The 15,830-nt window shown below is 59.2% G+C and carries 13 protein-coding genes and 3 pseudogenes; 14 read left to right on the plus strand and 2 right to left on the minus strand.

Annotation, left to right across the window (positions count from 1 at the left end):
- Positions 1-79 precede the first annotated feature (79 nt).
- The 6 genes from GDN47_RS23610 to GDN47_RS23635 all read left to right on the plus strand — a co-directional run bounded on the left by GDN47_RS23610 (position 80) and on the right by GDN47_RS23635 (position 6,418).
- Positions 80-952 (plus strand): polysaccharide deacetylase family protein, encoded by an 873-nt coding sequence (locus GDN47_RS23610; protein WP_233790077.1) that lies wholly within the window; start codon positions 80-82, stop codon positions 950-952.
- Positions 949-1,848 carry a polysaccharide deacetylase family protein gene (locus GDN47_RS23615; protein WP_152094374.1) on the plus strand — a complete coding sequence of 300 codons (900 nt, stop codon included), beginning with the start codon at positions 949-951 and terminating at the stop codon, positions 1,846-1,848. The genes GDN47_RS23610 and GDN47_RS23615 overlap by 4 nt, the downstream gene beginning before the upstream one ends.
- Positions 1,838-3,199, plus strand: a complete 1,362-nt coding sequence (locus tag GDN47_RS23620; protein WP_152094375.1) for an MmgE/PrpD family protein — start codon at positions 1,838-1,840, stop codon at positions 3,197-3,199. The genes GDN47_RS23615 and GDN47_RS23620 overlap by 11 nt, the downstream gene beginning before the upstream one ends.
- Positions 3,200-3,247: 48 nt before the next feature.
- Positions 3,248-4,636, plus strand: coding sequence for an argininosuccinate lyase (argH, locus tag GDN47_RS23625; RefSeq protein ID WP_152094376.1), 1,389 nt, complete (start codon positions 3,248-3,250; stop codon positions 4,634-4,636).
- 72 nt (positions 4,637-4,708) lie between these two features.
- Positions 4,709-5,650, plus strand: a complete 942-nt coding sequence (locus GDN47_RS23630) for a LysR substrate-binding domain-containing protein (RefSeq protein WP_152094377.1) — start codon at positions 4,709-4,711, stop codon at positions 5,648-5,650.
- A gap of 564 nt (positions 5,651-6,214) precedes the next feature.
- Positions 6,215-6,418 carry a hypothetical protein gene (locus GDN47_RS23635; protein WP_152094378.1) on the plus strand — a complete coding sequence of 68 codons (204 nt, stop codon included), beginning with the start codon at positions 6,215-6,217 and terminating at the stop codon, positions 6,416-6,418.
- A 176-nt stretch (positions 6,419-6,594) separates the two neighbouring features.
- On the opposite strand, the gene GDN47_RS23640 is transcribed toward GDN47_RS23635, so the two are convergent.
- Complete coding sequence (locus GDN47_RS23640; RefSeq protein WP_152094379.1) at positions 6,595-6,891, minus strand: PRC-barrel domain-containing protein; 297 nt, start codon at positions 6,889-6,891, stop codon at positions 6,595-6,597.
- Between the two features lie 393 nt (positions 6,892-7,284).
- On the opposite strand from GDN47_RS23640, the gene GDN47_RS23645 reads away from it, so the two are divergent.
- From GDN47_RS23645 to GDN47_RS23660, 4 genes are all read left to right on the plus strand, one after another.
- Positions 7,285-8,724 carry a DUF7125 family protein gene (locus GDN47_RS23645; protein WP_173002550.1) on the plus strand — a complete coding sequence of 480 codons (1,440 nt, stop codon included), beginning with the start codon at positions 7,285-7,287 and terminating at the stop codon, positions 8,722-8,724.
- A gap of 6 nt (positions 8,725-8,730) precedes the next feature.
- Entirely contained in the window at positions 8,731-9,765 is a 1,035-nt protein-coding gene (locus GDN47_RS23650; protein WP_152094381.1) for a sensor histidine kinase, read from the plus strand.
- 21 nt (positions 9,766-9,786) lie between these two features.
- The gene (locus tag GDN47_RS23655) at positions 9,787-10,179 is read left to right on the plus strand and encodes a response regulator (protein WP_152094382.1); all 393 of its coding nucleotides are present in this window, start codon (positions 9,787-9,789) and stop codon (positions 10,177-10,179) included.
- Positions 10,180-10,596: 417 nt separating this feature from the next.
- A complete protein-coding gene (locus tag GDN47_RS23660) occupies positions 10,597-10,992 on the plus strand; it encodes a DUF1236 domain-containing protein (RefSeq protein ID WP_113352146.1) in 396 nt (131 codons plus the stop codon).
- Positions 10,993-11,057: 65 nt separating this feature from the next.
- Here GDN47_RS23660 and GDN47_RS23665 read toward each other — a convergent pair.
- Positions 11,058-11,204 (minus strand): annotated as a pseudogene (locus tag GDN47_RS23665) (alpha/beta fold hydrolase); the annotation flags it as partial.
- A gap of 203 nt (positions 11,205-11,407) precedes the next feature.
- On the opposite strand from GDN47_RS23665, the pseudogene GDN47_RS23675 reads away from it, so the two are divergent.
- The 4 genes and pseudogenes from GDN47_RS23675 to GDN47_RS23690 all read left to right on the plus strand — a co-directional run.
- A pseudogene (locus tag GDN47_RS23675) lies at positions 11,408-11,503 on the plus strand (GntR family transcriptional regulator); the annotation flags it as partial.
- A gap of 305 nt (positions 11,504-11,808) precedes the next feature.
- Positions 11,809-12,183 (plus strand): VOC family protein, encoded by a 375-nt coding sequence (locus GDN47_RS23680; RefSeq protein ID WP_112722191.1) that lies wholly within the window; start codon positions 11,809-11,811, stop codon positions 12,181-12,183.
- A gap of 143 nt (positions 12,184-12,326) precedes the next feature.
- A pseudogene (locus GDN47_RS23685) lies at positions 12,327-12,646 on the plus strand (SDR family oxidoreductase); the annotation flags it as partial.
- A gap of 639 nt (positions 12,647-13,285) precedes the next feature.
- Positions 13,286-15,625, plus strand: a complete 2,340-nt coding sequence (locus tag GDN47_RS23690) for a methyl-accepting chemotaxis protein (RefSeq protein ID WP_152094383.1) — start codon at positions 13,286-13,288, stop codon at positions 15,623-15,625.
- Positions 15,626-15,830: the final 205 nt, after the last annotated feature.

Consider the following 15,830-nt stretch of genomic DNA (forward strand, 5'->3'; position numbering starts at 1 on the left):
GCAGTCATCGGCCGGGGTGTCTCAGCGCCCGCGGATGGATGGCTGCGTCCCAAACACCTTGAAGCGCATGCAGAGTCCCATGACTGCGAAGAGTGCAATCAAATCGGCAAGACCAAGCCTGTGGCCGGCAGGCCGGCAATCGGCTGTGGCGCTTGCCTTCGATGTCGATGGCCCGACGGGCGATGCGATGCTTGACGGCTCGCTGCTCTCCAATCCCCGCTATTTCACGCAAGGCGCCTACGGCCCGTGGCGGGCACTGCCGCGGCTTCTCGATCTGCTCGCGGCTCATGGGCTCAAGGCGACTTTCTTCGTGCCGACCTGGGTGGTCGAACATTGGCCGTCGCAATGCGAACGCATCCTTCTTGATGCGCATGAGATCGCTTATCACGGCCACTATCACGAGGTTTTTATCGACTGCAGCCGGCAGCAGCAGCTCGACATCATGGGTCGCTCCCGCGACATCTTTCAAAGCCGCATGGGTGTGACGCCGGTCGGCTTCCGCACGCCGTCCGGCGACTGGAGTGACGAGACCGCGCAATTGCTGCACGAGTTCGGCGTCATCTATTCGAGCTCTATGCGCGGCGACGACAGGCCTTATTTTCACGCGGCATCGTTCGGTCGTGGGCTGGTCGAGATTCCGGGCCGCTGGGATATCGATGATTATACCGCGCTCGCCTATAGCGAAGAGCCTGATTTTCCCATCGGCCTCGACCGCATCTCCGGTTACGCCGATGTTCAAAGGAACTGGTGCGCCGAATTCGAAGGCTACCACCGCGAAGGGCTCTGCTGGACGACGATCCTGCATCCGAAAGTCTGCGCCAAACCTGGTCGGCTTACGATCCTCGAGGGTCTGTTCAAGGCGATCACCAGCCATGGCGACAGCGTCTGGGCGACACACTGCGCGGAAATCGCAAAGTGGTGGATCGCACAACATCCGGAGAAGGCCGCATGAGCAGCACGGCATTTGAAGGTTTCTGGCCACAGGGCAAGACATGCGCGGCGATCGTCTCGGTGATCTTCGACGATGGGCTCGATGCCGTCGTGCAGGCGCCGGATCTCAAAGGGCGCAGCAAGAGCTTTTCGGTCTGGCAATATGGCGCCGCGCGCGGCGTCGAGCGTCTCTGCAACGTCTTTGCCGATACTGGCATATCCACCAGCTGGTTCGTGCCCGGCATCGTTGCGGAGAAACACGAACGGTTGCTGCGCGACATCGTGGCGCCACACCATCAGATCGAGAGCCACGGCTGGGATTTCGAGCGCTATGACGCGATGGATGCGCCTGCCGCCGTGGACCTACTCAAGCGCAGCCGTGACAGGTTGAGCGGGATCGCATCGAATGAGGTTTCCGGCTTCCGGTTGCCTGCCGGCAACTGGCCGCATCACTTCGACCGGCTACTGGTTGAGGCGGGATATACCTGGTCGGCATCGCTGAACGGAGACGATGTGCCCTACAGCCATTCCTCGTCGCTGGTGGAGATCCCGGTTCACATCGAGCTGGAAGATCGGCCCTATTTCCAGTTCAATTTCACCCCGGCCTTTCCAAAAGGGCAAAGCCGCATTCCGTCTTATGAGGCGGTTCTTGGCAACTGGATCGCCGAGTTCGATGCCTACCGCAAATACGGCCTTTGCTATGTCATCCAACTTCGCCCGGAATGGACCGGAACGCCAGGCCGGATCGCGCTCGTCGAGGCCTTGCTCGCCCATATCACAAGCTTCGGTGACGTGTGGCTGGCGACGGCGGCGGATGTCGCGCGCTGGCATGCCAATAAGGGCCCTGCCGCACCGGGCGATCACCCGATCAATGTCTACGAAGCCTATGTCGATGAGGAACGGCCCCGTGAGCGATAATCTGACACAGGCACTGGCGGAGCTTGTCTGCTCGACGAGCCATGAAGCTTTTCCGCCCGAGACCATTCACAAGGCGAAGCTCCATATTCTCGATACGCTGGGAGCGGCCATCGCCGGCTCGGCCTCTCGCGAAACCAATGCGGTCGTGGCGATGCTTGATATCAAGGCCCAGACCGGTCATGCCGCGATCTGGGGACGACCGATCGCGTCGGACGCAAGGACAGCCGCCTTCGTCAACGGCGTATCGGCCCATGCCTACGAGCTTGATGACAGCGGCGGTTGCGATCATTCCGGCGCCGTCGTCCTTCCAGCTGTGGTCGCCGCGCTTGGCGATCGAAGCCAGCCAGTGAGCGGCAGCGAGCTCCTGCGCAGCGTCCTGCTCGGCTATGAAGTCGGCCGTCGCGTGCTGGAGGCGGTCGGCGGATATGAAGAGCACAACGGTCTCGGTTGGCATTCGACAGGTACTTGCGGTTCATTCGGCGCTGCCGCTGCCGTCGGCAGCATCGTGAACCTCGATGTCAATGCAATGGCCTCCGCTCTCGGCTCCGCTTGCTCCTTTGCTGGTGGAACCTGGGCCTTCATCCACAATGGCAGCTCGACCAAGAAGCTTCATGCCGGCCGCGCCGCCGAAGGCGGGCTTATGGCCGCCTATCTCGCACGGCAGGGATTCGAGGGGCCTGATAGCGTCTTCGAGGTGGAGCGCTGGGGCAGCTTTTTTGCGACTTTCGGCGCCGGCAAGGGCGATCCGCAGGCGCTGATCCGCGACTTCGGACACAACTGGCGCCTGAACCGATGCTCGATCAAGCCGCATGCCACCTGCCGTGGCACGCATGCGGGCATCGATGCGCTTGATATCATGCTACAACGTCATGGTCTCAAGCCCGACGATATCGCCGCCATCGAGGTCGATATCAGCGGCTTCCAGTATGGCATGTGCGGCGGCAAGATCATCGAGTCGCGCGCACAGGCCCAGATGAGCTTGCCCTATGCCCTGGCGGCCCGGCTGCGCTACGGCAAGGTCTTTCTGGCCGAGCTTGAGGAGGCCGCGTGGTCGGCCGTGGGGATCGGCCCGTTGATGGATCGCATCACGGTGCGAATTGATCCCTCCATGAAGGACGAGGACGAGCCGGCGATCACCATCGTCACGACATCCGGCGAACGGCATCAGCTCGTCGTCGAATTTCCTCTTGGAGGCCCGCAGAACCCGCTGAGTGATGAGCGAGTGATCGGCAAATATGCCGCGCTTGCCGGCATGGTGCTACCGGCATCAAGGGTCAACGCCCTCAGCGACTTCGTTCTCGATCTCGAAAATCAGACCGACGCCAGCAGCCTGCTGGCGCTGCTTCAATAGGGAGTGCGCCCGGGGGAGGGCGGCATTCGTTCAAAAGGGAAGACCGCGATGAGAAATCAGAAAGAAGTCACATGGTCGCCGCTGTTCAAGGAGGCCGTCTCCAGGGATTTCGAGAGCTTTCATGAGTGCCTTGATCAAGACAAGCGCATCGCCTTGCACGATGTCGCCGGATCGAAGGTTCACGCCGAGATGCTTGCGCGCGCGGGCATTCTGACCGCGGAGGACAACGCGCAGATTCAGGCCGGTCTCGACAAGGTGGCCGAAGAGATGCGTTCAGGCGCCTTCGAATGGAAGACCGAACTCGAAGACGTCCACACCAATGTCGAGGATCGGCTGATCGCGCTTATCGGCGATGCGGGCAAGAAGCTGCACACGGCAAGATCGCGCAACGATCAGGTGGCGACCGACATTCGTCTCTATGCCCGCGAGCAACTGGATCTTCTCGCCGGCGATCTCAAGACGCTGATCGGCGCCTTTGTCGATCTCGCTGAGAAACATGCCGATGCGATCATGCCCGGCTTCACGCATTTGCAGGTGGCGCAGCCCGTCACCTTCGGCCATCACCTGATGGCCTATGTCGAAATGTTCCTGCGCGATCTCGACCGGGTTGGCGCGGCGCGCGAACGGCTCAACATTTCGCCGCTTGGCGCGGCGGCGCTTGCGGGCACCGGTTATCCGATTGATCCTGAATACAGCGCGTCCAAGCTTGGCTTTTCTACCTCCTTCGCCAACTCGCTCGACGCCGTCTCCGATCGCGATTATGTCGTCGATGTCTGCAGCGCCGGCTCGATCATCATGGGCCACCTGTCGCGTTTCAGCGAGGAAGTCATTCTCTGGTGCACGCCGATGTTCGGTTTCATCGAGGTCGGCGATCAGTTCTGCACCGGTTCCTCGATCATGCCCCAGAAGCGCAATCCGGATCTGGCCGAGCTGGTGCGCGGCAAGGCCGCCCGCGTCATGGGCAATCTCGCCTTTTCGGCCGCGCTCATGAAAAGCCAGCCGCTTGCCTTCAACAAGGACCAGCAGGAATCGAAGCCGCCGCTGACCGATACGCTTGAGACCGTCCGCGCCGCCGTCAGCGTCACGGCGCAAATGATCCCGACCATCACGGTCAAGCACGCAAGAATGCTCGCGGCCGCTACTCAAGGTTATTCGACCGCAACCGACCTTGCCGATTATCTCGTCCGCGCCGGCGTTCCGTTCCGCGATGCGCACCATGCGGTCGCCGCGATCGTCGGTGCGGCCCGCGACAAGGCCCTTCCGACGCTCTCGGAGCTTTCCCTTGCCGAGATGCAGGCCTTTGCGCCTGGTCTTCGCGAGGATGTCTTCGAGGTGCTGACGGTCGAGGGATCGGTCGCTAGCCGCGACCACAAGGGCGGCACGGCGCCTCGAAGGGTCCGGCAAGCCATCGAGACCGTGCGTCGGGCGATCGCCTGAGCGGATCGGTTGCCATTCCATCCACATGCTTTAATGCTTGCCGTTCGAGACAGCAAAGAAGCCGGGTAGGGAATGGAGCCAAGGTTCGATCACAACAGGTTGCCGCCGCTGCAGACCCTGCAGACCTTTTCCGTTGTCGCGGAAACGGGCAGTTTCACGGCGGCGGCGGCGGAGCTCAACCTCAGTCAGAGCGCGATCAGCCGCCAGGTGCAGCAGCTCGAGCATTATTTCGGCTGCAGCCTGTTCGAACGCCACACCCGCAAGGTGGCGCTGACGGAGCGCGGCATGGCGCTGATTCCGATCGTCGACGGATTGCTGGCGTCGCTGAAGACCTCGTTCGAGGCGACGCGAACGACAGTGCGCTCGCTGACCATCCGCATGCCGCCGACCTTCGCGCGCAAATGGTTCCTGCCGCGCCTGCCTGATCTCCACAGGCATCACGAGGACCTGAACATCAATATCGATACCGCCTGGTTCCTGAGGCCGACCTTTTCGGTCGGCGATATCGACATGCTGATCACCTACGGCAATGGTAACTGGCCCGGAATGGACGTGCTGCCGCTATTGCGGGAGCAGTTGACGCCGATGTGCTCGCCACAGTTTCTATCGAAACTGGGCGACCCACCCGCGGTCAAAAACCTGCAGAACTGCGTTCTGCTGCATTCCAATCCGCGCCATAGCGACTGGACCCTTTGGCTGCAGGCCGAAGGCGTCTATTCGTTCTATGCGGCCCGTCATCAAGTCTTCGACACGCAGGATTTCGCGATGACCGCTGCTGCGAGCGGCTATGGCGTGACGATGGGCGATCTTGCCTTTTCGCGCCAGGATCTCCAAAGCGGCGAGCTGGTCGCTCCATTCGAGCGGATCGTCGACAGCGGCTACGGCTACTACGCACTCTGGCCAGCCCGCGCCGAAGCGCGCCAGAAAGTGCGCGCCTTTTCGGATTGGCTGAGGCACGCCTGCAGCGCGAGCTCGGACGGCTTTGGCGGAGATCGAGCCGGGACGTCATCGTAAGTTCCGTTTCCCGCGCGCGATGGAGCGACCTCAAAGCCTGGTTCATGCCCGGCCGTGCCACCCAAAAAAACGCATCGGCCGCTAGTTCTCCGAAGACAAGGGCAGGGGAGGGCCAAGGAGCGCAGGCGAACTGGGGATCATTGGTCTTCAGGGTATCTGTGATGCCGCGTCCTTGTATCGAGGGAATGCCGATAGCCGCGAGCGAGCAGCTATCGGCGTCGGTCAGGAGAACCGAAAGGAAGGCGGGGAGCCCTTCCAGTGCCAGAACGAGGCACCATGCGGAAAGTTCCTGATGACCATTGAAAGAGGTGTGTTCCTCTATTTCCTCGCCAGCTTAGCGCATGGTCGCCGTTGGCCATTTCGCCGTCCGCCCAGAGGCTTCGTCAATCGCCGACCTCATATTCCCCGGCGAGTTGTCTATCGAGTGGAACATTTTGGGAGCTTCTGAGTAGTTTGTTCAAGCCAGACATCTTTAACCCACGGACAAACGCGGAAACGGAACAATTCCGCCCAGCGCGGAATTGAAACTGTTGAAAACTGTCCCTCGATTTGACGGAGAACGCCGTGCCAAAGACCGCAAGAATTCCTGACGTTATCTCACCCGACGATCACGTCCTCACGGCAAAGGAAGCGCTTGAGGTTTCTTTTCTCAAGCTGGAGCAAGAAGTGGAGGTCCGCCTCGTCGCCGCGGCTCTACGTGCGGGATGGTCGGCAGACGAGGCGTTGGATGCCATCGATCAGCTCCGGGCGGAGGAAAACGGAGATTGAGGCGCGCGCTCGGGCGCGGCCCTCGCGGTCGGCGTTTAAATCACGTGGCCGTGTGATGAAAAAGGAGACCTGATATAATCCGGCGCCATCTGAATTCGCTGGGTGCGGCGACGGCGACTGTGTCCAAGATGTAGGTTCGAAAGGGAGGCTCCGCATGCGGAAGCTCCCTCCAGCGTTTAATCGCGATGCTCCGGCATTGCCTTCAGCTGGTCCTTTGTCCAAGACGTCACGCCATGGACATCGCCGCTTTCGTCACGCATGAAATCGAGATCGGTCACTCGAACGGACACCGGCTTCGCACCGATGCCAAGGAAGCCGCCGTCATCAATTACGACGCTGCTGCTGCTGCCGGCTCCATGCACGTGGTCAACCGTACCGATCTTATGATCATCGGCGCCATAGATGGATGCGCCTTCCAGGTTAGCTTGTGTGAGTTCTTCTTCGGTCAGTCGTATGTGGTTGCTATGATCCATGAGCGTTTCCTCCTTTTGCTTCCGAACGCCTATTGACTAGCGACGTGATGGTGCTGCGTTCGGGTTTATCCGTATGCTGAGAGCTGACGTCACAAACCGCGACATTGTCTCCGCGATCGACATGAAGACCAACGACCGTGTAATCGCTTTGTTCCCGGATTGAGACTTCGGGCAAGCAATGGCTGCCCCTCATGCGCGCCAAAACCGTTTAGGTGGCGGCCTCCACGCACCTCAAAAAGAAAGCAGGGCGTCTGGCCCCTTCAAAAACACTGATTTGCGTTTAACCACACTTCGAAACGCGGGTGGTTTGCCCATAGTTGTTCCGCGATCCAGGAACTCGATCTCGTGATCGGGCGTTGTACGTCGTCAATTTGGTGTACGCGAGAGGTGAACGTGGTTGAGAGCAAGAAGCCGGCAGTGGTCAGTTCCGGCATTCCCGGGCTGGACGAAATTCTCCGTGGCGGTTTGCCCGCATCAAATCTCTATATCGTTCAAGGTGCGCCGGGGTCGGGCAAGACGACCGCAGCTTTACAATTCCTCCGCGCCGGTGCCGCGAACGGAGAGCGCTGCATTTATGTCAGCCTGTCTCAGACGAGGGCGGAGCTGGAAGCGATCGCCCTGTCCCACGGCTGGACGCTTGAGGGCATCCGGGTAGAAGAGCTCGCGGCCTCCGATTCGATCAAGGGAGCGACCGACCAGTCCATTTTTCAGACCGCCGAACTCCGTCTGGACGAGACAAGGAAGATGATCGAAACCGCGATTGAGGAACACAAACCGAGCCGATTGGTCTATGACTCACTGCTGGAAATACGGTTGATCACCGGCGATTCACCCCGCTTTCGTCGTGAGTTGATCGCCTTCAAGGCGTTTCTTGCCAAACGCGACATCGTGGCTCTGCTGCTTGACACGCAAACACCAGAGACCGATCGAACAGGCGAAGAGGTCGATGGCATCGCTCACGGCGTCATTCGTCTCGACAAATCGCTTGAGGAATATGGTGCGGTTCGCCGCCGCATCGAGGTCAGTAAGATGCGCGGTGTGCCTGTCGCGGACGGCTATCACGACATGGCGATCCGAGAAGGCGAGGGCGTGGTCGTGTTCCCGCGGATCATACCGGGCGCCGTGGCGAGAGCGATCGAGCCTCAGTTGATCAAGTCAGGTGTGGATACCCTCGATGGCATGTTCGGCGGTGGCCAGGAAGCGGGAACAACCACGCTCGTCATCGGTCAGGCGGGTACTGGTAAATCAACCATGGCCTCGCTTTATGCGACTGCGGCCCTCAAACGAGGCGAGAGCGTAGGCCTGTTCCTGTTTGAGGAACGAATAGAGACTTTCTTCCGGCGTTCGGAGGGATTGGGAATGGATCTGCGCCAATTCCACGAGGATAGTCAGTTGATCATCCGAGATTTCAACCCGAATGAGATATCGCCAGGTGAGTTCGGTCAGATCGTGCAGCAAGCGGTGAGCAGTGAAAGGGTAAAAGTCGTCGTCATCGATAGCTTCACGGGATATCTGAATTCATTGCCGCATCGCGAAAAGGCGGTCCGAGACATCCAATCGCTCCTGAAATTTCTGGCGCGAGCTGGCGTGCTTACCATCCTTATAGTGGCGCAGCATGGTCTGCTCGGACAAGGGGTCGCTATTGATGTCGATGTAAGCTTTCTGGGCGACACGGTGCTTTTGCTGCGAATTACCGAGCACGAGGGTAGGCTGCGGCGCAGCATAACGGTCGTGAAGAAGCGGCACGGACCGCACGATCTCGACGTACGGGAATTGTTCATTCAAAGTTCCGGCGTCACGGTGATCCCATATAACCCGATTCCGGAGACCTAATCGCCCGTGGCCGCGAATGACAGCCATCTCGACTGGGTATTGGTAATCGCGCCTTATCGGCGCGACGCCGAACATTTGGAGATACTCTTAGCTGAGGAGGACGTCATTGCGCGGCGAGCGGAGGGCTTGGAACAATTGAGGGCGCTGTTGGCACAAACGCCCGGTGTCGTGGTTGCGACCCAGGAAGCACTCGATCCAGAGGTGCAGAAGGCGATCGGTCGCCACCTTGTCGAGCAGCCAGAATGGTCCGAGATGCCTATCCTTATCCTATTGGATCGGATGGTTCCTCCGACCCGCGTTCAGGCTGAGCTGTCAACAGTTTGGCCCCGCTCGCGGCAGCTCTACTATCAGCGTCCCGTAACGGCGCTCGAATTGCTGAGTGGCGTTCAATCGAGCCTCTTGGCCCGCCTGCGCCAACGAGACGTTCGGGATCACATCGAGCGTGAGCGCGAGCTTCGGCGTGAGCTCAACCATCGGGTAAAGAACATTCTTTCCAGCATTTCCTCAATCTTCCAGATGACGCGTCGGCGTGCAGTTTCGCTGGATGAGTTCGCCGACGATTTCGCCGGTCGGCTTGCCGCTCTTGCCAACGTACATTCCGCGGTGTTCCAGGCGAATGGCGATGCAGCCGAGTTCTCCCATATCGCCGAATTGACCTTCAGCCCATATCGGGCGAAAGGCGCCGATCGCATTAGTTTCGCGGGGCCGGAAATTTTGCTGAGTGCCGAAGCCGCGACGACGTTGGCCTTGTGTTTCCATGAGCTCGCGACAAATGCGCTTAAATACGGTGCCCTCTTAAAACCAGAGGGCCGGATCAGTCTGAAATGGTCCGTCTCACAAGATGGGAACCTGGATCTCGAATGGCTTGAGAGAGGAGGTCCGCCAGTATCGGAACCCAAAAGGAGCGGATATGGAACACGCTACATCCGCTCGGCGTTATACAACCTCTTTGGCACGCCGCCCACCATCCTGTTTCATCCACAGGGGCTACGCTGTACTCAAGTCGGTCCCCTTGCACGCGTGTCACCGAAGGACCTTTGACCTCCAGGAGGCCTTTTAGCCATGTCATCTTCGGCATATCCACTGCGCATATTCTGTCTTGAAGACAACCCGCTGATCATCTTTCAGCTTGAGGCCATGATTGAGGATTTGGGGCATATCTTTGCGGGGTCCGCCATGAGCTTCACCGACCTCGTCAAAAGACAGGATCTTGGCAGTATCGACGGAGTGCTAGTGGATATCGATCTCGCTGATGGACGCACCGGCCCTAATGCGGCTATCTGGCTTTCCCAACAGGGGATTCCAAGTATCTTCGTCACAGGCCAGGAGGCGATCGCGGCGGAATATTCCCAAGCGGTGCTTGCAATTATTGGGAAACCGGTGGCCGAGATCGAACTCGCGGAAAAGCTGGAGCTGTTTCGGCACACCAACCGCAACCATGACCCAAGACGCTGACGATCGCTCGTCGACAGAGGAGCGTTCTTCGGTCGGTTCGAAAGCGGGCTCGTCAATGCCCTGGCGGCTGAAATCCGCCGTGTCTAGCAACCGTCGGGCTTGTCGGCTTTGCTTGGTATTCCCTTGGCGCATCTAAGATCACAAGCAAGGCTCTGTTCGCCGAGGGGAGCATGGTTCGCCGGCACGAGGCTTGAGACCGTGTCCTATCTCACCCACGAACTCTCCCCATAGCGCGCGCTTTCACAGGCCTTTTCGGGGGCTTAGCCGGCGGGCGTTTCGCAATCCGTTACTGATCACGAACCTTGTCACAAGCAGCTAACTCGTGATTGCTCTTGATGGTAACCGAAGAGGAACATTCTCTTTACTGAGTAATTTTCCTTTCAGCTCATAGGAGCTGAAAATCGAAAGGAGAATGCTATGAAAACGAGACTTGTAGTTTCAGTTGCTGCCCTTGGCCTTCTGGCCGGTTCGGCCTTCGCGCAGTCTTCCACGGTAACCGGCGCCGCGGGCGGCGCGGTGACGGGAGCGGTTGTCGGCGGCCCTGTCGGGGCTGCCGTGGGAGGTGTGGCCGGTGCGATTGCCGGTACAGCGATCGATCCGCCGCCGGAGAAAGTGGTCACCTACGTTCAGGAACAGCCCCTGCCTCCATCCGAGGCCGTCGTGCAGGATCAGATCGTTGTGGGCCGCGCGCTTCCAGAGACGGTTGTCGTCACGCCGGTGCCGGATAATCCGACTTATGCGTACGCCGTCGTCAACCACAAACGCGTCATCGTTCAACCGAAGACGCGCAAGGTCGTTCGCATCCTTGAATAATGCCGAAAGGGCCTCCGAGAGAGGCCCTTTTCATTGCATTCGGTCAAGGTGGTGCGAGGCGACCCTGGACCGACGGGAAACTTATGGAAGAATTGCGCCCGGTTGGCATCGAGCGCCGAGTGGCAGCCGTCGAACACCTCATTTGTCAGACCTTAGGGATTGGCTTCCGTCTTCAGCATCAAGGGAGGGACAGCGGAGACGAGGACGGCCTTGTTGCGGAACTCCGCTCATTCTCGGTAAAAGTCGCGGGTTCGGCTCCTCTCAAGAGCAAACATGCTCGGAGCATATTCCCTGAGAATTTCCGTGAGCCCGTTACAGCCCAGCCGGCTCGGCACAGCCGAACAGGATTGCTTGGCTCAGCTGCCGGTAGCGTGCGGTGATTTCCTCTGGTGACGGTGCGAAAAAGCTTTGATTGATCATGCGCGCAGACGCTCAGGGGGCTAGACAGGCGGCTTATTCACATGTCGCCATCGTCAGCGATGCCAGCGTTGTTTTCGCCGAGCAGCGGTAGTGCCTTGAAGCCGCGGCGACGTAATGCTGTTGCCCGATCTTACCCAATTGGTCGGCCACGTCGGGATCGATGACAAGACCGCTCGACGATATAACCGGCTATTTGAACAATTGCTCATCATTCAGCTGCAAATTATCCCCGCATCGTGATCAGCGGCCGCAATACGCCAGCGACAATGATCTGGATTTCATCGCCGATACGGGCAGAATGAACGGGAGAGGCTGTCCAATTGGGAGGTTTGCGCCTTCAGCATGGCTAGGCTAGCGTAGGATAGGGCCATTGGACACCTTAGTGGAGATGAAACGATGTTCACTCACGTCATGATTGGAAGCAACGATTTGGAGCGAGCGAGAAGCTTCTACGACGCCACATTCGCTGCACTGGGAGGCAATCCCGGCGAGATGGACGCGAGAGGCAGGCTGATCTATACCCATGAGGGCGGCCGGCTCATGATCACAAAGCCCATCGATGGCAAGCCGGCGACCGCGGCCAATGGCGGGACTATCGGCATAGCCGCCGCGACCCCCGACCATGTCCTTGCGTGGCATGCCGCCGGTACGGCACATGGGGGCATGGCGATCGAGAGCCCGCCCACGGAGCGTCCAAACGGGTCATTCGTCGCATATCTTCGCGACCCGGACGGAAATAAATTGACCGCGCGGACTCCGCCGACGAAGTGAAGCAGGTGTCAAGCAGCGCCTAGCAAACGGCATGATCGGGGCGGCTATCGTCCTGACGCTTGCCGAACATGGCGCCGACGTCGCGCTGAACTTTCAGAATTCGGCCGAGCGGGCGAAGGCGGTCGTCGCCTCAATTGAGGATCTCAGCCGGGGCGGATCGGATCGTCGGCGCGACGGGCGCGGTCTACTTCATGACGAAATCGGCGCTGCAGTCTTTCACCCGGGGCTTAGCGCAGGAACTGGGACCGCGCGATATCACGGCCAATCTGATCCAGCCGGTTCGACGGATACCGAGATGAACCCGGCGAATGGAGACTATTCTGAATTCCAGCGTAACCTCATCCCATTGGGCCGATATGGGGCGCCTTCGGACATCGCGGCGGCCGTCGCGTTCCTGGCTAGTCCCGTGGCAAGGCAGGTCACGGATGTGATCCTTAACGCCGATGGCGGTTTGAACACCTGACCGCGGCGGTTCCTTCATGATGGTTGGCGACGCTTGCCTCGGAGCGACAAATCTTCCCGCTTGGTCGTCGCCAGGCATCTCATCAAACGTTGCTTGGGACTCGGCGGGGCATCGCCTCGCTCCCCGCGATAGCACTCCCGCTGATGGTCTAGGCAGCCGCGAGACCGCCAGGTAGTCATGCAATGAAACATGCTTAGGGCGTGATTTGGCTGATCCTCCGATATGGTTAAGCGGCTGGCGTTTGGCGATTAGGCCGTTATTGCCGATTTCTATCTGAAAAGGACCAATCACGCATTTGCGTCAACTCACAGAGATACTTTCAACTTTTCGGAATACTTTGTCTTTCTTGGCTAACGCAGGAAAGATGAAGCAAAACGGGTTTAATCGAGACCATGGACGACATTAACAGGGCTGATCAAAAACCCCCTGTGTTTTTAGGGGAAAGCGTTAATTCTGTTTCAACAAAGCCGGGCTAACTTTTCTCCTGATTGGGCAGGGCATGATGCGCCTGTGATCGAGCGGCGTCTCGATGGCTCACGGACTGCTTTTCTTTTAGAAATTTCACCTCGAGAGCTCCAGAAATACGGGTTTCGGCGAAGCGGGTTAGCGTCACGGCACCCCGAACGTAGGTGAGCAATTATGATTTTTTCTCTTCGCAATATACTTGTTGGAATTTTCCTTTTTCTCAGCGTCGCTCTGTGCGTGCTAACGGGATCTTCGACGCTTGATGCCTATCGCGATGCAGGTAAGTATGCCGACATCTCGAAGTTAACCATGCTAGATCGGGCTCTCTTCCAAACGCTTGCGAACTTCCGCAACGAGCGAGGCGATGGGTCGTCGCTCGCCAAACTTGAGCTTGGCGGGCAAGATGCAACGCTTGCCTTGTTAAGAACGGATAGGGGCATCGTCGACAAATATATGGCTGACGCGAAATCAGTCTTTGCGAACATTGACGACCAGACGCTCAAAGCCCCGATTGCCGATGTCATGAATGCCTATGATCGGGTTGTCGAATTCCGCTCAAAGCTCGACAGCGAAGTCGCCAAGAAGCTCGCTGATCGCAACCCGACGCTGCAGGCTACGACGCTGGACATCGGTCAGCAGTTCTTGACCGCGTTGGAGACGGGGTCAACCGTCATTGAGAGCCGGATTCGCACGAGTGATCCCTCAATGACGGCGCTGATTCAGATCCGTGCGCTGACATGGTACACTCGCGCGACGGCCGGTGCCGCAAACCTGTTGTTCGTCAACACGCTGGCCTCTGGAGAGGCAATGAAGCCCGAGGACGTCAGCAAGATCCAGCAATTCGATTACGCTGCGAGTTTCACCTGGGGACAAATCGGCACTCTGGTCAATCATCCGTCGACACCACAGGTCGTCAAGGACGCCTATAAAGTCAGCAGCGCGACCTATTTCAGCGGTGACTTCGCAGCAAAACATAATGCATTGCTTGCAAGATTCGCGGCCGGTGAGAAGAAGGCCATGCCCCTCGACGACTGGCGTCCGCTTGGCAACGCCACCCTTCTCACCATCACGAACACCGCGGCGGCGGCCGCGGACGGCATGGTCGCCAAGGCATCCGCCAGCCAGAATGATGCATTCGTCAGCTTGATCGCCTATGGACTCACCTTCCTTGTTGCCGTGGTGCTGAGCGCCACGGGCATATGCGTCATCCTCCTTCGCGTCACGAGGCCCGTCGGCGCGCTAACTCATTCCATGACCGAACTTGCCCAAGGCAACCTCTCGGTATCGATCAGTGGCGTTGAACGGCGTGATGAGATTGGCGCCATGGCGCGTTCCGTACAGGTTTTCCAGCAGGCAGCCCTGCGCAACAAGGCGCTCGAGGCCGAAGCCGCCGAAGCACGCATTACATCGGAGAATGAACGCCTCGAAGTGCAGCGCCGAGCCGAGGAGGAAGCCGAAGAGAGGCTGTTGCAGGCTACGGGTTCGCTTGCGACAGGACTTCGTCATCTGGCATCCGGCGACCTGAGCTGCGAGATCGAAACGCCGCTGGCTGCGCAGTTCGAAGCTCTGCGTCACGACTTCAATTCATCGGTCAGCCAGTTGCGCGCTGCTATGTCCCAAGTCGGCCACGCCGCGTCACTGGTAAACAGCGGCAGTTACGAGATCTCGCAGGCTTCCGACAATCTTTCCAAGCGCACGGAGCAGCAGGCCGCCTCGCTGGAAGAGACGGCAGCAGCGCTGGAAGAGGTTACGGCCAATGTTCAATCGACCTCCAAGCGGGCTGGCGACGCACGCGACTTGGTGCGCGGTGCGCGATCGCGAGCGGAAAACTCCAGCCAGGTCGTCAGCAATGCCGTCAGCGCCATGGGCAGAATTGAGCATTCGTCCAAGCAGATCAGCCAGATCATCAGCGTGATCGACGAGATCGCTTTCCAGACCAACCTGCTTGCGCTCAACGCCGGTGTCGAGGCCGCGCGCGCGGGCGAAGCCGGTAAGGGCTTCGCTGTTGTAGCCCAGGAAGTTCGCGAACTGGCCCAGCGTTCTGCCAATGCCGCCAAAGAGATCAAGGCCCTGATCGGCAATTCCGAAGCTGCCGTCGGCGAGGGCGTGAAACTCGTCAACGACACTGGCGAGGGCCTCGCAGCTATCGCCGACTTGGTCCTGCAGATCAATCAGCACATGGATGCGATTGCCACCGCCGCTCAGGAACAGTCCATGGGGCTGTCGGAGATCAACAGCGCCGTCAATCATATGGACCAGGCGACGCAGCAGAATGCCGCCATGGTTGAAGAGATGAACGCCGCCGGCGCAGGCTTGGCCGAAGAGAGCAAGCGTCTTGGCGAGCTTCTGAGCGCATTCCGCACAGGCGAAACCGAGCGCATGGAGCCGCGGGCGAGGCCCCCGGCCCGGCCTGCCTCAGCCCCGACAGCAGGCCGGCTTGCTGCACGCCCCGCTCCTGTCACGCAAGGCAATGCTGCGCTTAAACATCTTCAGCAGGAATGGTCGGAGTTCTGATTGGTTTGATGTGAGGAGAGGCACCGCGGCTCTAGCGCGGTTCAAGAAGCAAGGATTGCCCCGGACGTTTTGTACGGGGCATTTCGTTTGGCCAATTCAGTGTTCATGTGTGCCGAGATTCACCCATCTCTGCATTGCACCGTGACCTCTGCGAATGCCGATATCTCTAACTCATCAATGGGTTCTCAGCCACTTATTGGATCAG

It is taken from the genome of Martinezella dioscoreae, from assembly GCF_009176305.1.
In the GTDB taxonomy this organism is placed as follows: Bacteria; Pseudomonadota; Alphaproteobacteria; order Rhizobiales; family Rhizobiaceae; genus Rhizobium; species Rhizobium dioscoreae.

Bases quoted from the DNA above. Each gene is read 5' to 3' on its own strand.
- GDN47_RS23690 (WP_152094383.1), top strand. From the start codon at position 13,286: ATGATTTTTTCTCTTCGCAATATACTTGTTGGAATTTTCCTTTTTCTC.
- GDN47_RS23640 (WP_152094379.1), bottom strand. From the start codon at position 6,891: ATGGATCATAGCAACCACATACGACTGACCGAAGAAGAACTCACACAA.
- GDN47_RS23660 (WP_113352146.1), top strand. From the start codon at position 10,597: ATGAAAACGAGACTTGTAGTTTCAGTTGCTGCCCTTGGCCTTCTGGCC.
- GDN47_RS23615 (WP_152094374.1), top strand. From the start codon at position 949: ATGAGCAGCACGGCATTTGAAGGTTTCTGGCCACAGGGCAAGACATGC.
- GDN47_RS23655 (WP_152094382.1), top strand. From the start codon at position 9,787: ATGTCATCTTCGGCATATCCACTGCGCATATTCTGTCTTGAAGACAAC.
- GDN47_RS23610 (WP_233790077.1), top strand. From the start codon at position 80: ATGACTGCGAAGAGTGCAATCAAATCGGCAAGACCAAGCCTGTGGCCG.
- argH (WP_152094376.1), top strand. From the start codon at position 3,248: ATGAGAAATCAGAAAGAAGTCACATGGTCGCCGCTGTTCAAGGAGGCC.
- GDN47_RS23630 (WP_152094377.1), top strand. From the start codon at position 4,709: ATGGAGCCAAGGTTCGATCACAACAGGTTGCCGCCGCTGCAGACCCTG.
- GDN47_RS23680 (WP_112722191.1), top strand. From the start codon at position 11,809: ATGTTCACTCACGTCATGATTGGAAGCAACGATTTGGAGCGAGCGAGA.